Annotated in this window: 17 protein-coding genes; 10 read left to right on the top strand and 7 right to left on the bottom strand. The window is 69.7% G+C overall.

Annotation, left to right across the window (positions count from 1 at the left end):
• Positions 1–4 precede the first annotated feature (4 nt).
• Genes ACWH49_RS03695 through ACWH49_RS03705 form a run of 3 tightly spaced genes read right to left on the bottom strand, consistent with a single transcriptional unit; the run spans position 5 to position 2,785 of the window.
• Complete coding sequence (locus ACWH49_RS03695) at positions 5–487, bottom strand: aromatic-ring-hydroxylating dioxygenase subunit beta (RefSeq protein WP_448170225.1); 483 nt, start codon at positions 485–487, stop codon at positions 5–7.
• Entirely contained in the window at positions 484–1,752 is a 1,269-nt protein-coding gene (locus ACWH49_RS03700; protein ID WP_448170226.1) for an aromatic ring-hydroxylating dioxygenase subunit alpha, read from the bottom strand. Before ACWH49_RS03700 ends, ACWH49_RS03695 begins: the two co-directional genes overlap by 4 nt.
• 46 nt (positions 1,753–1,798) lie before the next feature.
• The gene (locus tag ACWH49_RS03705) at positions 1,799–2,785 is read right to left on the bottom strand and encodes a 2Fe-2S iron-sulfur cluster-binding protein (RefSeq protein WP_448170227.1); all 987 of its coding nucleotides are present in this window, start codon (positions 2,783–2,785) and stop codon (positions 1,799–1,801) included.
• A 95-nt stretch (positions 2,786–2,880) separates the two neighbouring features.
• Here ACWH49_RS03705 and ACWH49_RS03710 point away from each other — a divergent pair, with 95 nt between their 5' ends.
• The gene (locus ACWH49_RS03710; RefSeq protein WP_448170228.1) at positions 2,881–3,864 is read left to right on the top strand and encodes a LysR family transcriptional regulator; all 984 of its coding nucleotides are present in this window, start codon (positions 2,881–2,883) and stop codon (positions 3,862–3,864) included.
• On the opposite strand, the gene ACWH49_RS03715 is transcribed toward ACWH49_RS03710, so the two are convergent.
• A complete protein-coding gene (locus tag ACWH49_RS03715) occupies positions 3,791–5,647 on the bottom strand; it encodes an ATP-binding protein (RefSeq protein ID WP_448170229.1) in 1,857 nt (618 codons plus the stop codon). The genes ACWH49_RS03710 and ACWH49_RS03715 overlap by 74 nt on opposite strands.
• A 142-nt stretch (positions 5,648–5,789) precedes the next feature.
• Between ACWH49_RS03715 and ACWH49_RS03720 the strand changes: the two genes are divergently transcribed.
• The 4 genes from ACWH49_RS03720 to ACWH49_RS03735 all read left to right on the top strand — a co-directional run bounded on the left by ACWH49_RS03720 (position 5,790) and on the right by ACWH49_RS03735 (position 9,960).
• Entirely contained in the window at positions 5,790–6,752 is a 963-nt protein-coding gene (locus ACWH49_RS03720; protein ID WP_448170230.1) for an SLAC1 family transporter, read from the top strand.
• A gap of 166 nt (positions 6,753–6,918) precedes the next feature.
• A complete protein-coding gene (locus ACWH49_RS03725) occupies positions 6,919–7,413 on the top strand; it encodes a hemerythrin domain-containing protein (RefSeq protein ID WP_448170231.1) in 495 nt (164 codons plus the stop codon).
• Positions 7,414–7,465: 52 nt separating this feature from the next.
• Positions 7,466–8,740, top strand: a complete 1,275-nt coding sequence (locus tag ACWH49_RS03730) for a S41 family peptidase (RefSeq protein WP_448170232.1) — start codon at positions 7,466–7,468, stop codon at positions 8,738–8,740.
• Positions 8,741–8,841: 101 nt separating this feature from the next.
• Positions 8,842–9,960 (top strand): lactonase family protein, encoded by a 1,119-nt coding sequence (locus ACWH49_RS03735; RefSeq protein ID WP_448170233.1) that lies wholly within the window; start codon positions 8,842–8,844, stop codon positions 9,958–9,960.
• Between the two features lie 36 nt (positions 9,961–9,996).
• Here ACWH49_RS03735 and ACWH49_RS03740 read toward each other — a convergent pair whose 3' ends face one another.
• Entirely contained in the window at positions 9,997–10,902 is a 906-nt protein-coding gene (locus ACWH49_RS03740; protein WP_448170234.1) for a LysR family transcriptional regulator, read from the bottom strand.
• A 102-nt stretch (positions 10,903–11,004) separates the two neighbouring features.
• Between ACWH49_RS03740 and ACWH49_RS03745 the strand changes: the two genes are divergently transcribed.
• The 5 genes from ACWH49_RS03745 to maiA are packed head-to-tail and all read left to right on the top strand — an operon-like array spanning position 11,005 to position 15,695.
• Positions 11,005–12,204: a 3-hydroxybenzoate 6-monooxygenase gene (locus tag ACWH49_RS03745; RefSeq protein ID WP_448170235.1), complete on the top strand. Its 1,200-nt coding sequence runs from the start codon at positions 11,005–11,007 to the stop codon at positions 12,202–12,204.
• Positions 12,205–12,245: 41 nt separating this feature from the next.
• Entirely contained in the window at positions 12,246–13,298 is a 1,053-nt protein-coding gene (locus tag ACWH49_RS03750) for a cupin domain-containing protein (protein ID WP_448170236.1), read from the top strand.
• Between the two features lie 26 nt (positions 13,299–13,324).
• Entirely contained in the window at positions 13,325–14,032 is a 708-nt protein-coding gene (locus ACWH49_RS03755; RefSeq protein ID WP_448170237.1) for a fumarylacetoacetate hydrolase family protein, read from the top strand.
• A gap of 35 nt (positions 14,033–14,067) precedes the next feature.
• Positions 14,068–15,048: a tripartite tricarboxylate transporter substrate binding protein gene (locus ACWH49_RS03760; RefSeq protein ID WP_448170238.1), complete on the top strand. Its 981-nt coding sequence runs from the start codon at positions 14,068–14,070 to the stop codon at positions 15,046–15,048.
• 5 nt (positions 15,049–15,053) lie between these two features.
• Positions 15,054–15,695, top strand: a complete 642-nt coding sequence (gene maiA, locus ACWH49_RS03765; RefSeq protein ID WP_448170239.1) for a maleylacetoacetate isomerase — start codon at positions 15,054–15,056, stop codon at positions 15,693–15,695.
• 28 nt (positions 15,696–15,723) lie between these two features.
• Here maiA and ACWH49_RS03770 read toward each other — a convergent pair whose 3' ends face one another.
• Positions 15,724–17,451, bottom strand: coding sequence for a carboxylesterase/lipase family protein (locus tag ACWH49_RS03770; protein WP_448170240.1), 1,728 nt, complete (start codon positions 17,449–17,451; stop codon positions 15,724–15,726).
• A gap of 84 nt (positions 17,452–17,535) precedes the next feature.
• On the bottom strand, positions 17,536–19,233 hold the full coding sequence (locus ACWH49_RS03775; RefSeq protein ID WP_448170241.1) for a GGDEF domain-containing protein: 1,698 nt from the start codon (positions 19,231–19,233) through the stop codon (positions 17,536–17,538).
• Positions 19,234–19,250 lie beyond the last annotated feature (17 nt).

Genomic DNA, 19,250 nt, shown 5'->3' on the forward strand with positions numbered 1-19,250 from the left:
GGCCTCAGATCGGGTAGATGATCGAATTCGGGATCATTTCGCTGTCGTAGATGCACTCGCGCGACGCGAACCTGAGCCCCGCGGGGGTGCGCACGACGGTATCGAGGTAGCGGCCGACGTTGAACACCGTCGACGCGTCCGACAGCTTGGTGCGCAACACCGCGTAGTTCGCCTCGCACCGGATGCGGCCGTCCTCGACGGCGCGCACGACCGGCGTGCCGACGATGTGGCGTTGGTAGTAGGGATCGTGGAACAGCGTCTCCTTGATGCCGTAGATCCTGTCCTTCAGCATGCCCTTGCTGGTGAACGACAGCGTCGCCAGCGGGAAGCCGCGTTCGTGGTTCTCGCGCGGCTGGAGCCGGTAGACGCACTGCTCGGTGAAGAACTCGGGCCACAGGTCCCAGTCGCCGGAGTCGACGGCGCTGGCGTAGTCGGCGTAGAGCTGGGTGAGGGCCAGCCAGTCCTCGAAGTTCAGGTTCGCGCTCATGGCTCGGGCCTCTCCATCACATCGCGCCAGTAGCGGTACATGCCGCGGATCAGCGTCTCGGTGACCATGTGCTCGGTGTCCTCGACCTCGCGTCCACCCAACTCGGCCAGCGCGCGGTGGAACGGCTTGGATTCGAACGCCTGCTGCGAGAACTCGATGACCTCGCCGTCGTCGGCCGAGACGAAGCCGGCGGGGCCGAACAGGTTGGCCTGGCGCAGGCGGCGCTGCGTCATCTCGTCGGTGTCGTCGTCGAAGCCGAAGTGCGTCCAGACGAAATCGAAGCTGCCGTGGCCGGTGGGCTGGATGTGGCGCGTGGAGACGCTGTTGACCTGCTGCTGCAGGATCACGCTCGGGAAGATGGTCGTCATCACCGCGGTCGGGCCGCCCCACCACGGCTCGGGCACGATGTCCAGGAAGCTCGGGTCGTTGAGCTGCATGCTCTCCTTGAAGCTCGAGACCTGCGTGACCTGATCGGCCTTGCCCGAGGTGCCGCGCGTCGAGATCATCGCCGCATGGCGGTGCCGGTCGTCCATGCGCAACTGGGACTTGTTGTCGGCGCGCCAGAGGCCGAAGGTGACGAACCAGGTGTGCAGCAGCCCGGGGTGGTACGGGTCCTTGATGTTCTCCTGCATCAGCTTCCAGTTGCCCGGGATGCGCTGGCGGTTGTAGCCGAGGATCTTCAGCTGGCGGCCGTTGAACAGGCGATCGAAATAACCAAGGATGGTCGGGCCGAGGAAATCCTCGAGGGACTCGACCTGCTGGTCGAACGACGCGAAGACGACGCCCCCGCGCGTCGCGACCTTGAGCTTGGTCAGGCCGTGCTCGCTGGTCTTGAAGTCGGCGGGCATGCCGCCGTGCACCTGCCCGTCCTGCTTGACGCCGCGGCGGAACGGCACGCCCTGCAGGTCGCCCTGCAGCGTGTAGCTCCACTGGTGATAGGGACAGACGAATTCCTTGCGGTTGCCGTGGCGCTCGCGGCAGAAGCGCATGCCGCGGTGCGCACAGACGTTCTCGACGACGCTGATGCCGCCCTCCCCGTCGCGCGTCATGATGACGGAACGTTCGCCGACCACGGTGCGCTTGAAGTCGCCCCGGTTCGGCACCTCGGCTTCCAGGCCGACGTAGCACCAGTGGTTCCTGTAGAAGAAGCGCTCGAGCTCGCGCGTGTACAGCGCGTCGCTCGTGTAGGTCAGGAACGGGATGCGGGACGTTCCCTCGCTCTCCCAGTGCGCTGCCGTCGGAAAGACGGTCGACGTCTCGCTCATGCGGGTCTCCTTCATGGTCGTCGTCGCTCGGTAAGACTTTGCTCGATCAGTTCGCTTGCGTGTAGAAGGCGTCGGCGTGGATCCGCGCCGGGTCGATGCCCTTGTCCCGCACCAGGACGGAGGCGGCCTCGACCATCGGCGGCGAGCCGCACAGATACGCGCGCCAGCCGTGGAGATTTCGAAGGTCCTGTTCGATCGCCTCGGTCACCAGACCGCAGCGCTGCTCGCGCGGATCGCCGCCGGACGTGACGACGACGTGCAGCTTGAACGCCGGGTGTCTGCGTGCGAGTTCGGCCAGCCAGTCCAGCCCGTAGACGTCGTGGGGCGCCCGCACGCCGAAGTAGAGATGGATCGGGTTCGGCATGCCCTGTGCGATGGCGCCGCGCACGATGGAAAGGATCGGTGCCAGGCCGGTCCCGCCCGCGACGCACAAGACCGGCCCGTCGTGCCTGGTGCGCAGGTACGCGCTGCCGAGCGGCCCGCTGACGCGCACCGCGTCACCGGGCTTGAGGTCGTTCGCGACATAACCGGACACCCGACCGCCCGGCACCACGCGGACATGGAACTCCAGGCCCGAATCGGCGTCGGTCCCGGCCATCGAGTACGGTCGCATGTGCGCCGGCGTGAACTGGAGTTGCGCGTACTGACCGGGCGAGAACTCGAGTGGCTTGGCGGGCTTCAACACCACGCGCTTGATGTCGTGCGTCAAGGTCTCGACCGCCGTCACGGTCGCCTTGATGGTGCGGGCGGGGTGAACGACGACCTCGTCCGGTTCGGGAATCTCGATCGTGCACGGCCCGGTCAGGAACGTCTGACAGGCCAGCACGTACGAGTCCTGACCATCCAGCGGGTTCTGTTGCGTTCCGCCGGAGTCCAGCACCTCTCCCGCAATCACCCGGCACCGGCAGGTTCCGCAGCGTCCCGCCATGCAGCTGTACGACATCGGCACCTGCGCGTTGCGCAAGGCGTCGAGCAGATTCGCGCCGGGTTCGACCTCGAGGACCTTCCGCAGGGGTTGGATCAGCAGCTCCATGGCACGATGATCGTCACCGCCGTCCGATCAGCCAATGGGATTCAAGATATAAGGCGTATCACTCAGAATGATGAGATAGACGCCGAGGAGGCCCTGTGGAACTTCACCAGCTCGATCTGAACCTGCTGGTCGTCTTCAACCAATTGCTCATCGAACGCCGGGTCTCGAAGGTGGCGGACAACCTCGGCATCTCGCAGCCCGCCGTGAGCAATTCGCTGGCGAAGATGCGCAGGATCTTCGGCGACGACCTGTTCCTGCGCACGCCGAAAGGCATGGAGCCGACGCCGTTCGCCGATCAGCTCGCCGAGTCGGTGAGTTATGCGCTCGCCATGATCCACAGCGGCGTCAACCAGCGGACGACGTTCGAGCCGGCCACGGCGAAGCGCGCGTTCACGATCGGCATGACCGACATCGGCGAGATCTACTTCCTGCCTGCCCTGATGGATCGACTCCGGCGCGACGCCCCGGGCGTGACGCTCAGCACGATGCGCAATGCCGCCATCAACCTGCGCGACGAGCTCGAGTCCGGCAAGATCGATCTGGCCCTCGGGCTGCTGCCGCAACTCAAGGCGGGGTTCTTCCAGCGTCGGCTGTTCAGCCAGAGCTACGTCTGCCTGATGCGACGGGGGCACCGCCTCGACAAGAGAAGGATCTCGCTCGCCGAGTTCTCGAATGCCGAGCACCTGGTCGTGATCTCCGCCGGCACCGGTCACGGCAAGGTCGACGAACTGCTGTTGCGCAGCGGCATCGAGCGCAAGATCCAGTTGACCGTGCCCCACTATGTCAGCGTGGGACACATCCTGCGCGGGTCCGACCTGATCGCGACCGTGCCAGAACGTCTGGCGGATCGGCTGGTCGAGCCTTTCGGCCTGGCCAAGGTTCCCCATCCGGCCAAGCTGCCCGACGTCGCCATCAACGTCTTCTGGCACGCGAAGTACCACCGCTCGCCCGCCAATCGCTGGCTCCGCGACGTGGTGTTCGACCTGTTCGGCAGCGAGCCGCCCGCTACCACTGCGTGGCAGGCTGGGTTCGCCGCCCGGTCCACCGCTCGATCGTCGCCGACAGCTGGGAACTGCTGACCGGCTTGGTCAGGAAATCGTTCATGCCCGCACACCGCTGACGATCGCTCGGGAGCGAATCGGCGGTGAGCGCGACGATGACCAGCGGCGCGCCGGCGGCGGACTCCCCGGCGCGGATGCGGCGCGTGGCCTCGAAACCGTCCAACGTCGGCATGTGGCAGTCCATGAACACGATGTCGTAGGCGCCGGCCAGGACCGCGCGGGCCGCGGCTTCACCGTGGTCCACCACGTCCACTTCGCAGCCCAGTTTGCGGAGCATCTCGGCGACGACCAGTTGATTGATCGGGTCATCGTCGGCCACCAGCACCGCCACCGGCAGGGCGTCGTCGGGCGACTCCGTGACGGGCGCCCGCGCCGCCGTGCCCGAGCCGCGCTGCAGCGGCAGATCCGCATAGAAGTGGGAGCCGACGCCGAGCCGGCTTTCCACGTGCACCCGACCCTTCATCAGCGCGGCCAGCTCCTTGACGAGGGCCAGCCCGAGACCGCTGCCGCCATGACGACGCGTGCTCGACGAGTCGACCTGCATGAAGGCGTTGAAGATCGATTCGAGCTGCTCCGGCGCGATGCCGGCCCCGGTGTCGCGCACCGAGAACCGGACCAGTTGCGCGTTGTCCGATTCGCTCAGCACCGTCACGCTCAGGCGCACGCTGCCGCGCTCGGTGAACTTGCCGGCGTTGTGCAGCAGGTTGACGAGCAGCTGACGCAGTCGCAAGGGGTCGGTGACCACGCATGGCGCTACCCGCGGCGAGACCTCGCTGCTGACGCGGACGGCCTTGTCCCTGACACTGATCGCCACCAGTTCCACGGCTTCATCGACCAGCGAACGCAGGTCGACCTCGGACGGCGTCAACGTGAACTTGCCGGCTTCGATGCGCGAGATGTCGAGCACGTCGTCGATCAGGCGCAGCAGTGCCGTCGCGGACCGGTGGGCGATGCGCACATAGCTCTGCTGCTCGGTCGACAGCGGCGTCGCGATCAGCAGTTCGGCCGCTCCAAGCACGCCGTTCATCGGCGTGCGGATCTCGTGGCTCGTGACGGCCAGGAACTCCGACTTGGCGCGGTTGGCCTGCTCGGCCTCGCGACGCGCCGCGTCCAGCTCGAGCTTCTGCTGCTCCAGCGCGGTGGCCTTCTGCTCGAGGCGATCGACCAGCGTTCGCGCCGCCCGGATCGCTTCGCGATTGCGGTTGCGCAGCCGCTCCGTGACCAGGCCGGTGGCGGCGAAGTACAGGCCCAGCAGGTACATGATGGCGGCGATGGCCAGGCGATCGGCGAGCGCGACACGGTCCGGCTCCAGCACCGACAACGCCGCGCCATACAGCACGTAGACCAGCGCTACCGCGTGCGCGAAGTACAGCGCGCGGCGAAAGCCGAAGCCGACCTGGTCGATGACGCGCACCAGCAGGAAATAGGCGAAGAACAGGTTCCCGGCTTCCAGGTGATGCAGGTTGGGCAGCCAGACCAGCAGGTCCAGGTGGAACAGCAGGAAGCTCAGGTCGACCCGCGCGTCGAGCCGCCAGTGGCGCCGCAGCAGCCGCCACGAGAATGCCGCATAGAACAGGTTCAAGCCGACCAGCGCCAGCAGCGCGGGCGATGTGATCGGGGCACCGGCCCGCAGGTCCTGCGCCAGCGAGATCGCGCACAGAATGCCGAAGCCTGCCACTCGCAGCATGGGCACTTGCACGGTGTGCACGCGACGGGCGCCGCTGGCGCGCCGTTCGGCGAGCACATCCCGGTCCAGCGTGAAATCCACGTCGGACTCCGATTCGACCGCAGGCGAGTTCATGTCGGACACTCCAACGCCATCGCGCGTCGTGGATCATCGCGCCGGGGTCGACATGGCGCAACGCCTCGTTCCCCGTGCCGCGGTCCGCCCAGCCGGCGGCGCCCGAGGACCGGCCTGAAACCCCTGTAGGATTTGGCCGACCATGACCGCGGCCCCACAGAAGAACACGAGTTACCTGGCCGCCTCCGCGTTCGGGACCGTGCTCGGCCTCAACGGGCTGGCGCAGGCCTGGCGCCTCGCCCACCCGCTGTGGGGCATGCCCGCAGCGATCGGCCAGGGGTTGTTGGCCATCGCGGTCGCCACCTGGGCCCTGTTGCTGATCTTCTACGCGGTCCAGGCGTGGCGGAGGATCGACGCGACCCGCGCCGAATTCGTGCACCCGGTGGCCGGCGCCACCCCCGCCCTCGTGGGCATCTCGACGCTGCTCGTCGCGACGACGCTGCACGCCGACGCGCCCGTCACAGGCGCCTGGATCGGCGCAGCCGGGCTGGCCTGGCACCTCGGCTTCGCGCTCTGGCATGCGGGAGGGGTGTGGCGTGGCGGTCGCGAGCCGACGCATTTCGTTCCGACCCTGTACCTGCCGTCGGTCGGCGGCAACCTGACGAGCGCGGGCATGCTGGGCACCTATGGTCACGCGGACTGGGGCTACCTGTTCCTGGGCGCCGGTGTCTTCGCGTGGCTGGCGCTGGAGTCGCTGATGCTCCAGCAGCTGTGGCGCGCGACGCCGACCGCGTCGGCGCGCCCTGCCACCGGGATCCAGTTCGCCCCGGCCGTGGTCACCGCGGTCGCCTGGCTGCTGGTCGATCCGAACGCACCGCAGGGCGCGGTGCTGATGCTGTGGGGCTGGGCGGTGTTCCAGATGCTGATCGGGCTGCGGATGCTGCGCTGGCTGATCGCCGAGCCCTGGTCGACGTCGTACTGGAGCTATACCTTCGGCATCGCGTCGTCGGCCGTCGTCGGCTGCAAGCTGGCGCTCGCGGGCGTACCCGCCGCGCGGCAGCTGGGCATCGCCACCTTCGTGTTCGCCAACGTCGTGATCCTCGCGCTCATGCTCGGGTCGACGCGGGACCTGCTGGTGCGGCTCAGCCCGGTTCGAGGTCGCTGACCGGCAGCGCCGGCAGATCCTCGAAGCGCTCCTCTTCCAGCAACGCGATGCCGGCCGCAGACGGCCGCTCCGGTTGACCTCCTACATGCCGCGCAGAGTTCTTCCGATGGGAGCGCCGGCGCCGCGCCCGAAGAATGGCCCACCACTCACTCACAAGGAAGCCCGCATGGCCACCGCAAAGAAAGCCCCGGCGAAAAGCAGCACCGCGCGTACCCCCGCGCAACCCAAGGACGCCATCGCCATGCTGAAGGCGGACCACAAGAAGGTGTCCGACCTGTTCGAGCAGTTCGACAAGACGCGCTCGGCCACGCGCAAGAAGGCCATCGTCGCCGAGATCTGCACCGAACTGACCGTTCACACCACGCTCGAGGAAGAAATCTTCTACCCGGCCGTGAAGGCGGCACTGAAGGACAAGGAGCTGGTGCCGGAGGCCAACGTCGAGCACGCGTCGGTCAAGGACCTGATCGCGCAGGTCGAAGGCGTCGAGCCCGACGGCGAGATGTACGACGCGCGCGTCCGCGTGATGGGCGAGTTCGTCAAGCACCACGTCAAGGAAGAGCAGAACGAGATGTTCCCGAAGGCACAGAAGACGCGGCTCGACATGGTCGATCTGCGTGACCGGATGATGGCGCGCAAGAACGAGCTGATGGCCGGACGCTGAGCCGCAAGCGGCCGTTCACGGTAGCCTTCGGGCACCGTGAAGGAGCCGCTCGATGACACGACGCTTCCGTACCCTGCTGCTGACCTTCGGCGTTGCCGCGCCGCTCTGGCTGCAGGCGCAGACGACGGCCGAACTGCAGCAGGATTTCGATGTGGCCTGGCGTGCCGCCGCCGATCGCTACGCATACTTCGATGCGAAGGCGACGACCTGGGCCGACGTGCCGCGGCGCTACGCCCATGCGCTCGCGCACCTGTCGACCCGCGACGACCTCGTCGCGCTGCTCGAGAACGTGCTGGACGAGTTGTACGACCCGCACGCGCAGCTCAACGTCAATCTGACCGCATCGTTCCGCCTGGTGCCCTCGGGCGCCGACCTGTGGGCGGACTGGCGCGGCCGCGCCGCGGTCATCACCGACGTGCGCGCCGGCTCGGACGCCCAGCGCGCCGGCATCCGGCCCGGCGACGTGGTGCTGCGCCTGGGCGACATGCCGATCGACGCGGCCGTCGAGGCGCGCCTCGGCCGCACTTATCCTCATTCGATCGCAGCCGCACGCGACTGGGCGCTGCGCTCCGTGCTGGCCGGGCGGCATGGAGTCGCGCGCCCCCTGCAGCTGCAACGCGGCGACGCCATCCGGACCGTCGACTTGCCCGCGCGGGATCAGTTCGGCACACGGCCTGCGACGCCGGTCACCGTCGCGCGCCTGCCCGGCCGAGTCGGATACGTGCGACTGAACGACTCGCTCGGCGACGACGCCACGATCGCCGCATTCGACGCGGCGCTCGACGGACTGCGCGACACCCGCGCGCTGATCGTCGACCTGCGGGATACGCCGAGCGGCGGCAACGCCACCATCGCCCGCGCCATCCTCGGCCGCTTCGTCGCACGCGACCTGCCGTACCAGCGTCACCTGCTCCCGTCGGAAGAGCGCGAGACCGGCGTGCGACGCAGCTGGGTCGAGCTGGTCTCGCCGCGCGGTCAGGCGCCGTACGGCAAGCCCGTGGTCGTGCTCGTGGGGCACTGGACCGGCAGCATGGGCGAGGGCCTCGCGATCGGCTTCGACGCGACGCGTACCGGCACGGTCGTCGGCACCGCCATGGCCGGCCTGCTCGGCGCCACCGATCACGTCGTGCTGCCACACACCGGCATCGGCATGAACCTGCCGACCGAGCGGCTCTATCACGTGGACGGCAGGCCGCGTGAGTCGTTCCAGCCGGCGGTGCTCGTCGACGTGGCGCGCGCGAGCCCGCCAGCGGACCCGTTCATTCAGGCCGCCCTGCGCTGGCTCGCGGCGCCCGCCCGGCGCGCGCGGCCCCTGCCGCAAATGTGATCTGCCCGTGACGTAAGTCGGCAGCCCGGCGCGCGACCCACCAGCCCGCGCCGGCTGAACGAGGCGCGCTCGCCCGCCCTTCAACGTCACCAGGAGCAGACATGACCGATCGATCCACGCCCCCACGCCGCCGCTTCGCCTTCCAGCTCGGCGGCCTCGCGCTCGCGCTCGCCGCCGCGTCGCCCGCCTTCGCGCAAGGCGACCCGTCGTTCCGCGAAGGCAAGGTCTTCACCAGCACCAACGCCACCGCCGGCAACGAGTTGTTGGTGTACGCGCCCGCCCAGCGCGGCGACCTGGCACTCGTCGCGCGCGTCGCGACCAGCGGCCAGGGCACCGGCGCGGGCCTCGGCTCGCAAGGCGCCGTCGCGCTGAGCAGCGACGGCCGCTACGCCTTCGTCGTCAACGCCGCGAGCCACACCGTCTCGACCTTCGCGATCCGCCACGATGGCGTCGCGCTCGTGTCCGTCGTCGATTCGGGCGGCCTCACGCCGATCAGCGTGACCGAGAGCGACGGCACCGTCTACGTGCTCAACGCCGCCGGGGCCGGCAACGTGGCGGGCTTCCGCAACCTGCAGGGGCAACTGCAGCCGATCGCCAACGGCGCGCGCGGGCTGTCCGCCGCCGGCGGCACCGGGCCGGCGCAGGTCGGTTTCGGCGCGGGCGGCGACGTGCTCGTCGTCACGGAGAAGAACACCAACCGCATCACCAGCTTCCCGGTGCGGCGCGACGGGACGCTCGGGCCGGTCGTCAGCACTGCGTCGGCCGGCGCGACGCCGTTCGGCTTCGCGTTCGATCGCCGCGATCACCTGATCGTCTCCGAGGCGCCGGGCAGCGCGGCCTCGTCGTATCGCTACGCCGACGGCTCGGCGACGCCGCTGCTGGTCAGCGCCTCGGTGCCCAACACGCAGCAGGCCGCGTGCTGGGTCGCCGTGACGCCGAACGGCAAGCACGCGTTCACGGCCAACGCCGGCAGCAGCACGGTCAGCAGCTACAGCATCGCGCGCACCGGGCAGCTCGCGCTCGCCAGCCCGGTGGCCGGCAGCACCGGCGCGAATGCCGGCGCGCTCGACTTGGCGGTCTCGTCCGACGGACGGCGGCTGTTCGCCCTGGCGCCGCGCAGCCTGCAGGTGGTCTCGTTCCGCGTCGAGTACGACGGCAGCCTGACCACGCTCGGCGCCGGCGCGCTGCCGTCCGGCGGTGCCGGCCTGGCCGCCAACTGACGCCGCGGCGAGAACGCGCGCGCGCCGTGCGCGCGCTCAGCGCGGCGCCTTCCCGCCCAGCAGATCGACCAGCGTGCGCCGCAGCCACGCGTTGCCGGCGTCGGCGTGGAAGCGCTCGTGCCAGTGCTGCTTGACCGCGAACGTCGGCAGCGGCAACGGTGGCGCATAGGCGCGCACGCGCTCCTGCTGAGCCAGCGCCTCGCCGAGCCGGCGCGGCACGATCACCAGCAGCTCGGTCTGCGCGACGATCCGCGCCACGCCGAGGAAGCTCGGCACCTTCAGCGCCACCCGGCGTTCGTAGCCGTGCTCGGCCATCACCTTGTCGACGATCGCGTGACCGGTGCCTGAGGTCGTCACGACGATGTGCGATTCGGCCAGGAACGCGCGCTTGTTCGGCCGGCTGCGCACGCGCGGGTGGTGCTCGGCGGCCAGGCAGACGAAGTTCTGCTCGAACAGCGTCTGCTGGTAGAAGCCCGCCTCCAGATGCGGCATGAAGCCGACCGCCAGGTCGACCTCGCCGGCCTCGAGGCGGCGCGGGCTGTCGGGCGAGGTGCGTTCGGCCTCGACCGTGACGCCGGGCGCGTGGCGCTGCAGGTAGTTGGTCAGGATCGGCAGCGCGACGATCTCGCTGATGTCGGTCATCCCGATGCGGAACTCGCGCTGCGCGGTCGCCGGGTCGAAGCCGGCGCGCGAACCGCTCAGGCTGGCCAGCTTGTCCAGGGACTCGGCCACGTCGGCGTAGATCTGGCGCGCGAATGGCGTGGGCTCCATGCCGTGCGAGGTGCGGCTGAAAAGCTGGTCGTTGAAGTGCGTGCGCAGCTTGGACAGCACGACGCTGGCATGGGCCTGCGCCATGCCGAGCCGCTCCGCGGCGCGGGTGACGCTCTGCGTCTTGTAGATCTCGACGAACACGTGCAGCCAGTCGATGTCGAGCTTGGCCATGGCCTCATCATTAAAAAACGATATGAAAGGTATATCACATCACGCATTTACGAGATGACCGGGATTGCCGACACTGCCGCCAAAGCACAGGAGACAACCGACATGGGCACGACGGCAAGGCGGCTACCGGTCATCGTCGCGGGTGGCGGCATCGGCGGGGTCGCGGCAGCGCTGGCACTGACGCGGCGCGGCTTCGACGTCACGATCCTCGAGCAGGCCGCGGAGCTGGGCGAGATCGGCGCCGGCATCCAGTTCGGCCCGAACGCGTTCGCCGCGCTCGACGCGCTCGGTGTCGGCCCGCTCGCGCGCAGCCGCGCCGTCTACACCGACGAGATGGTGATGCACGACGCGATCGACGAAACCTGTGTCGGCCGCATCCCCACCGGCGAGGCGTTCCGCGCCCGCTTCGGCAACCCGTACGCGGTGATCCACCGCGCCGACGTGCACGGCGCGCTGCTCGAAGGCGCGCAGGCCGACGACCGCATCCGCGTGCTGACCTCCACGACGGTGCAGCGCGTCGAGCAGGACGACGACAGCGTGACGGTGCACGACACCCAGGGCCGCACCCACCGCGGTCTCGCGCTGATCGGCGCCGATGGTGTCAAGTCCGCGGTGCGGCGTCAGTACGTGGGCGATGACGCGCGCGTCTCGGGCCACGTGGTCTACCGCGCGGTGATCGACCGGGCCGACTTTCCGGTCGACCTGCAATGGAACGCGGCCAGCATCTGGGTCGGCCCGAACTGCCACCTGGTGCACTACCCGCTGCGCGGCGGCGAGCAGTACAACGTCGTCGTGACCTTCCACAGCCGCGAGCGCGAGGAGTGGAGCGTGCGCGAAGGCAGCCGCGAGGAAGTCCAGAGCTACTTCGAGGGCATCTGCCCGAAGGCGCGCCAGCTGATCGACCTGCCGCGCGACTGGAAGCGCTGGGCCACCGCCGACCGCGAGCCGATCGCACAATGGACCCATGGCCGCGCGGTGCTGCTCGGCGACGCCGCGCACCCGACGCTGCAGTACCTCGCCCAGGGCGCCTGCATGGCGCTGGAGGATGCCGTCACGCTCGGCGAAGCGCTGCGCGTCACCGACGACGATTTCGGCAAGGCGTTCGCGCTGTACCAGCGCTCGCGTGTCGCGCGCACCGCGCGGGTGGTGCTGTCGGCGCGAGAGATGGGCCGCATCTTCCACGCCAAGGGCGTCGAGCGCCTGGTGCGCAACGAGCTGTGGGCCGGACGCTCGCCAGAACGCTTCTACGATGCGATGGAATGGCTGTACGGCTGGTCGGTCGCGACCTGCCTGGCCCGCTGAACCGCGCACTGAATTCGACGACACACGAAGGAGACGACCCCATGAGCGACAACGCACTCGGCCGCATGGAAGACCTGCCCGCCGACTACCGCGCGGCGCTGGCGCAGCAGAACCTCGTGCCGCTGTGGCCGAACCTGCGCGCGGTGATGCCGGCCGGCACGCCGCGCCCGGCCACGCGTGCGACGCACTGGTCCTATGAAGGGCTGAAGCCGCTGCTGTTGAAGGCCGGCGAGCTGACGCCGATCGAGAAGGCGGAGCGCCGCGTGCTGGTGCTCGCCAACCCCGGGCACGGCCTCGAGAAGATGCAGGCCAGCGCCGCGATCTACCTCGGCATGCAGCTGCTGCTGCCGGGCGAGTGGGCGCCCTCGCATCGCCACACGCCGAACGCGGTGCGCATGGTGGTCGAAGGCGAAGGCGCGTGGACCACCGTCGACGGCGAGAAGTGCGTGATGCGGCGCGGCGACCTGATCCTGACGCCCACAGGTCTGTGGCACGAGCACGGCCACGACGGCAGCGCGCCGGTCGTGTGGCTCGATGTGCTGGACCTGCCGCTGATGTTCTACCTCGAGGCCAGCTACCACGTCGACGGCCAGCGCCAGCAGACGCGCGCCGGCAGCGGTGACCGGGCCCACGCGCGCGGCGGCGTGGTGCCGATGCCGGTGTTCCAGCGCGGCAGCAAGCCCTATCCGATGTTGCGCTACCCCTGGACCGACGTGCGCGCGACGCTGGAAACGATCGCCACCGACGATCCCGCGCTCGACGCGGTGCAGGTCGCCTACGTCAACCCCGAGACCGGCGCCGACGCGCAGAACGTTCTCGGCTACTCGGCGCTGATGCTGCGCCCCGGCCAGACGCTGCGCCTGCCGGCCCGCTCGCCGGCCAGCGTGTTCCACCTGATCGAGGGCAGCGTCGATGTCTCGATCGAGGCGACGGCGCCGCAGGCCTTCCGCCTGGCCGAGGCCGACACCTGCTGCGCGCCGGGCTATGCCGCGGTGACGCTGACCAACGCGGCCGCCGGCCGGCCCTCGTTCCTGTTCATTGCGGACGAGTCGCCGCTGCACCGCAAGCTCGGCATCTACGAGATGCGGGGCTGACCGATACATCCTTCCCCGGAGACCCCATGACCACCACGTCCTACCTCTGGACCCCGCCGCCGGTTCGCTCACTGCCGGTGCGCGGTCGCACCGAGCGCGCGCCGATCAACCGCCTGTTCTTCGTCGGCCGCAACTACCACGCGCACGCGGTCGAGATGGGCAAGCCGGTCGACAAGGCCAGCGCGAAGCTCTTCTATTTCACCAAGGCGCCGCAGACGCTGGTCGAGTCGGGCGCCACGGTCGCCTACCCGCCGCAGACCGCGAACTTCCACCATGAGATGGAGCTGGTCGTCGTGATCGGCGCGCCGGGCTTCAACGTGCCGGTCGAGGCCGCGGACAAGCTGATCTACGGCTACGCCTGCGGCCTGGACATGACCCGCCGCGACCTGCAGCTCGTCGCCCGCGACCAGGGCCGCCCGTGGGACCTGGGCAAGGACGTGGAGGATTCGTCGATCGTCTCGGAGATCGTGCCGATGCCCGGCGTGGTGCTGGAGCGCGGCGCGCTCGCGCTGACGGTCAACGGCCAGCCGCGCCAGCAGTCCGACGTGGCCATGCTGATCTGGAACATCCGCGAAGTCATCGCCGACCTGTCGCGCTTCTATCATCTGCAGACCGGCGACCTGATCTTCACCGGCACGCCGGAAGGCGTCGGTCCGGTCGTCGCAGGGGACCGCATCGACGGCCACATCGACGGCGTCGGCGAGATCCGCCTGCACATCGGCGCGGCCGAGTGATGCGTCATCCCACCACAAGAACGACCGGAGACTCCATGACCTGCACCCCGACCCATCGCCGCACACTGCTGCTGGCCGCGCTGATGGCCGCGTTCGGCACCGCCGCGCAGGCGGCCGAGCCCTTCCCCGCCAGGCCCGTGACGATCGTCACCGCATTCGCGCCGGGCAGCGGCCCGGACGCGGTGCTGCGCATCGTCGCCGAGAAGCTCGGCAAGGCCTGGAACCAGCGCGTGCTGGTCGAGAACAAGCCCGGCGGCGGCGGCTTCATCGCGATCGACGCGGTGCGCCGCGCGCCGGCCGACGGCTACACGCTGCTGCAGCTCGACAGCGAACACCTCGCCGCGCTGCCCTACCTCTACAAGTCGAAGGGCTTCGAGACGCTGAAAGTGTTCGAGCCGGTGGCGTCGCTGTTCCGCACGCCGTTCCTGGTCGCGGTGCCGGCCGACTCGAAGATCAAGACCGTCTCGGACCTGGTCGCCGCGGCGAAGGCCGGCCCGGTCAGCTACGGCTCGTGGGGCATCGGCAGCCCGGGTCACCTGGGCGGCGAGCAGATGGAGATGCTGACCGGCGCCCAGATGCAGCACGTGCCGTTCCGCGAGGTCTCGCAGCTGTTCACGTCGGTCGGCTCGGGCGACGTGGGCTGGAGCTTCGCGAGCATCCCGTCGAGCCAGGGCGCGTACAAGGCCGGCAAGATCCGCTATGTCGCGGTGGCGGCGCCGAAGCGCATTCCGCAGCTGCCCGAGGTGCCGACGATGGCGGAGGCCGGCGGTCCCGCATCGCTGGCGGTCAACTCGTTCGTCGTGCTGGTGGGGCCGCGCGGCGTGCCGGCGGCGGTGCGCGACAAGATCGACGCCGACATCCGCAAGGCGCTGGCCGAGCCCGACGCCAAGGCGCGCTTCGACACCTTCGCGTTCGAGAACGTCGGCTGGGGGCCGGAGCAGATCATGAGCGAGGCCGCCGCGAAGGCGCGCATCTACGCCGAACTCGTCAAGCGCAAGAGCATCAGCCTGGAGTGAAAGCCTTGAAGCTCTACAACTTCTTCCGCAGCGGCACCTCGCACCGGCTGCGCATCGTGCTGAACCTGAAGGGCCTGGACTGCGACTATGTCGCGGTGAACCTGCGAACCGAGGAGCACCTTCGGCCCGCGTTCCGCGCGGTCAATCCGCAGTCACTGGTGCCGGCGCTGGTGCGCGACGACGGCAAGACGCTGGTGCAGTCGCCCGCGATCATCGAATGGCTCGAGGAGCGGCACCCCGCGCCGCCGCTGCTGCCGGCCGATCTCGACGACCGCGCCCATGTGCGGGCGCTGGCGGCGGTGGTCGGCTGCGACATCCATCCGGTCAACAACCGCCGCATCCTCGAGGCGCTGCGCCACCGCTTCGGCGCCGACGACGCCGCGGTCGATGCCTGGTGCCAGACCTGGATCGGCGACGGCTTCGACGCGTACGAGGCGCTGATGGCGGCGCGCAACTCGCCGGGCCGCTTCAGCTTCGGCGACACGCCGACCGTGGCCGACGCCTACCTCGTGCCGCAGATCGAGAGCGCGCGCCGCTTCAAGGTCGACCTCACGCGCTGGCCGCGCCTGATGGCAATCGACGCCGCCTGCGGCGAACTCGACGCGTTCCGGCGCGCCGCGCCGGCCGCGCAGCCCGACGCGGGCTGAGGCCCGCGTCGATCCGCGACCTGCCCCGTCACTCCACCGAGATCGCCGTCGCCGTCGGCGTCGCGTCGAAGATCAGCTTCGACGGGTACGCGGGCCAGGTGACGCCCAGCGCCGCCGGCGCGTTGGGGTCGCCGGTGCGCGCGAACGCGGCCAGGCTCGCCATCATCGCCTGCGAAAGCGCGAGCCGGCCGGGCCGGTTGGCGGTGGAATTGACCACGTTCGAGAAAAGCGACGGCCCGAACGTGCCGAACAGGAACGGCAGGTCGAACGCGTGCGCGGCGCCGTAGATGTCGTTGAACGGGGCCGGCTCCTGGTCCCAGTCGAAGCGGTAGTACCAGACCTCGTTCTGCTGCGACTTCAGCGCCGTCAGCGCGTTGTTGGCGCCGGCCACGAGGAACAGCTGGTTCAGCAGCTCCGTCTTGGCGTTGAAGCCGGTCACCGGCGTCGTCACCGGCAGGTAGGCACCCGGGATCCACTGCTGGATCGCGATCTGCGGCGCCGCGTCCGGCGCGTAGGCGTACTGGATGTCGAACAGCTGCTTGTCGGTCACCAGCCGTCCGCTCGGCCCGCCCAGCAGCGTCAGGAAGGTCGGGAACAGCTTGCCTTCGTCACGCGTGTTGCCGGCCATGACCGGCACGCGCAGGTAGTTGCCGGCGTTGATCGCGCCGATCGGGTCGGTCGGCAGGTAGCTGCCGTCCGGGATCGGGCCGGAGCCTGCGAGACCGAGCCCGGCCAGTTTGGTGAGCAGCGTCAGCAGCAGCGTCGACGGCGTCTTGCTGCGCAGGTAGGCGGCGACCTGCGCCGCGGGCTGGCTTGCGACCCACGCGGCGGCGCTCGCCGCATCGGTGGCGTGGCCGTCGGCGATCGCCAGCGCGTAGAGCAGCTGGTTGCCCTGGGCCAGGTAGAACGAGGCCGGGTTCAGCGTCGGCAGGCGGCCCGGTGGCAGGTTGCTCGCCAGCGAGATGCCGCCGCTCAGCGGCGCGGCGCGGTGGATCAGGCGCGGCCGCGCCTCGATGGTGGCCGGCGTGGTCAGCAGCGCGTAGACGTTGATCGCGCCGGCCGACTGGCCCATCAGCGTCACGTTGGTCGGGTTGCCGCCGAACTTGGCGATGTCGTGCTGGATGAACTGCAGCGCCTTGACGATGTCCAGCAGCGCGAAGTTGCCGGAATCGCCGGCCGCGTCGGTACCGGTCTTCAACTGCGGCACGTTCAGGAAGCCGAAGATGCCGAGCCGGTAGTTGACCGAGACGACGACCGCGTCGGCCGCCTTGGCGAGCGCCGCGCCGTCATAGACCGGGTCGGCGGTGTAGCCCGAGACGTTGCTGCCGCCGTGCACGAAGACGATCACCGGCCGGTTGCCGCGCCGGTCGGCCGGGCGCCAGATGTTCAGGTACAGGCAGTCCTCGCTGCCGACGGCCTGGTTCAGCGTCGCGCCGATGGTCGGGTCGTAGCGGTTGTTGGCGCCCGGGCCGTAGATGCGCCCGTACTGGACGCAGGCGTTGCCGAACCGAGTGGCCGATCGCGGCGCCTTCCAGTCGTCCGGATCGACCGGCGCCTTCCAGCGCAAGTCGCCGACCGGGGGCTTCGCGAACGGCACGCCCTTCCAGGCGTAGGTGCCGCTGCCGGCCGAATCGTCGACGCCGACGACCGTGCCGTAGCGGGTATGGCGCTCGACGGCGGAGTCGGCCGCCGCCGCCGTCAGCGCGAGCTGCCAGACGCAGGCGACCGAGGTGAAGAAGAACGTGAGTTTGCGCATGTGGGGGTCTCCGACGAGAGGATGGACGGTAAGGGTCAATGCCCAAACGCCAAAATCGGACAAACCCTCGAAAGGGCAAGCGCGTCAGACCCGCGTGGGTACCCAGCGCGGGCGCGCCTTGTCCGAATACATCGAGCGGTCGCTGCGGTGCACCAGCGTCTCGACGGTGTCGTCGGCCAAGGCCTGGCTGAGCCCGATGCTCAGCGACACCGCCAGACCCGGCGAGATCGCGTCCCACTCGAACTCGGCGACGGCGTGCTGGATGCGCGCGACGATCTCGGCGGCCGTCGCCTGGTCGGCGTCGTTCAGCAGCACGATGAACTCGTCGCCGGCCAGCCGCGCGGCGATGTCGCGCTCGCGCACGCTCGTCACCAGCAGCTGCGCGACCGCCTTCAGCACGCGGTCGCCGACCTGGTGCGAGTGGCCATCGTTGACCGACTTGAAGTGATCGATGTCGATCATCGCGACCGTCAACGGCCGGAAGTCGGCGACCGCACCGGGCAGCCGATCGGCCAGCGCGAGCTCGAACGCGCGCCGGTTCGCGATGCCGGTCAGCGCGTCCTCGAGCGACCACCGTTCGAAGCGCCGCGAGGCCTCGAGCGCCTGCTCGAGGTGGCGCTCGCTCTGCCGCGCACCGAGTTGCGCCTTCACGCGCACTTCGCGACTGTGGATGCTCTCGCGGGCGATGCGGTGCTCGCGCGAGCGCAGCGCGCGCCCCTCGAGCATCGCCATGTCGGTGCGGCCCTGCAGCTCGTACACCTGCACCAGCAGCAGGTGCGCCAGGCAGGCCAGCTTCTCGTGCTCGACCGACACCGCACAGGACTTCATCTCGTTGAGCGCGACTTCCGCGCTCGCCCAGTCCCCGCGCATCCACGCGAACTCCGCCAGGCCCCAATGCACCAGCGCGTCGAGCCAGGTCACGGCGCCGCCGAGCGACCCCAGCGCGCGCTCGGCGTAGATCTGCGCGTTCTCCTCGTCGCGCTGCCAGGCCGCCCACAGCAGCTTCATCGCCAGCGAGATCGTCCGCGCCATCGGCAGCATGCCGGGCATGAACTTGAGTTCCTCGTCCGAGCGCTCGAGCTGGCGACACTCGCGCACCAGCTGGCTCATGCGCGTGAGGGCCGGCATCGCGGTCGTCTGGTAGCGCTCGTTGACGAGCCGCATCGACTCGACGAACAACTGGTTCAGCTTAGGCTGGTACGCGCTCATCGGCGGCTCGCAGCGGGCGGCCAGCAGCACCGCCGTGTCGAGCGACGCGGCGGCCTTGTCGAACATGCCACTCCAGCAGTAGGACATGCCCAGGCAGTTGAACGCCAAAACCGCCGATGCGGTTGCGCCGTCGACACCACAAAGCTGCACCGACAACAGCGCGGCCTCCAGCGATTCGTCGGTCTGGCCGAGCAGCATCGTCGCGTGCGCGAAGGTGTTGAGCGACGCGCTCTCGCCGGCGTTGTCGCCGACGCGGCGGAAGATGTCGGCCGCCCGGCGGCTCGCCTCGGTGGCGCGCCGCAAGCGCTGCGCGACGCGGTCGCAGTGGGCCAGGCAGGCCAGCGCATGGGCCTCGGCGCGCAGGTCGCCACCGGCCTTCGAGGCCAGCAGCACCGACTGCGCCAGGCCGCGCGCGGTTTGCGCCTCGCCCTGGTCGAGCGCCCGGTACGCGCTGGCGAGCGCCGGCCCGGACGAGTCGCCGGGTGCAGGGGCGCCGCGCGGGTCGCCGCCCTCGGCGGCAAGCCCATGGACGGGCCTCGGCGCGAGCGGGATCGAGACGTCGACGTCTTCCATGTCCGGCATCCGTGGGC

Source organism: Rhizobacter fulvus, assembly GCF_964020785.1.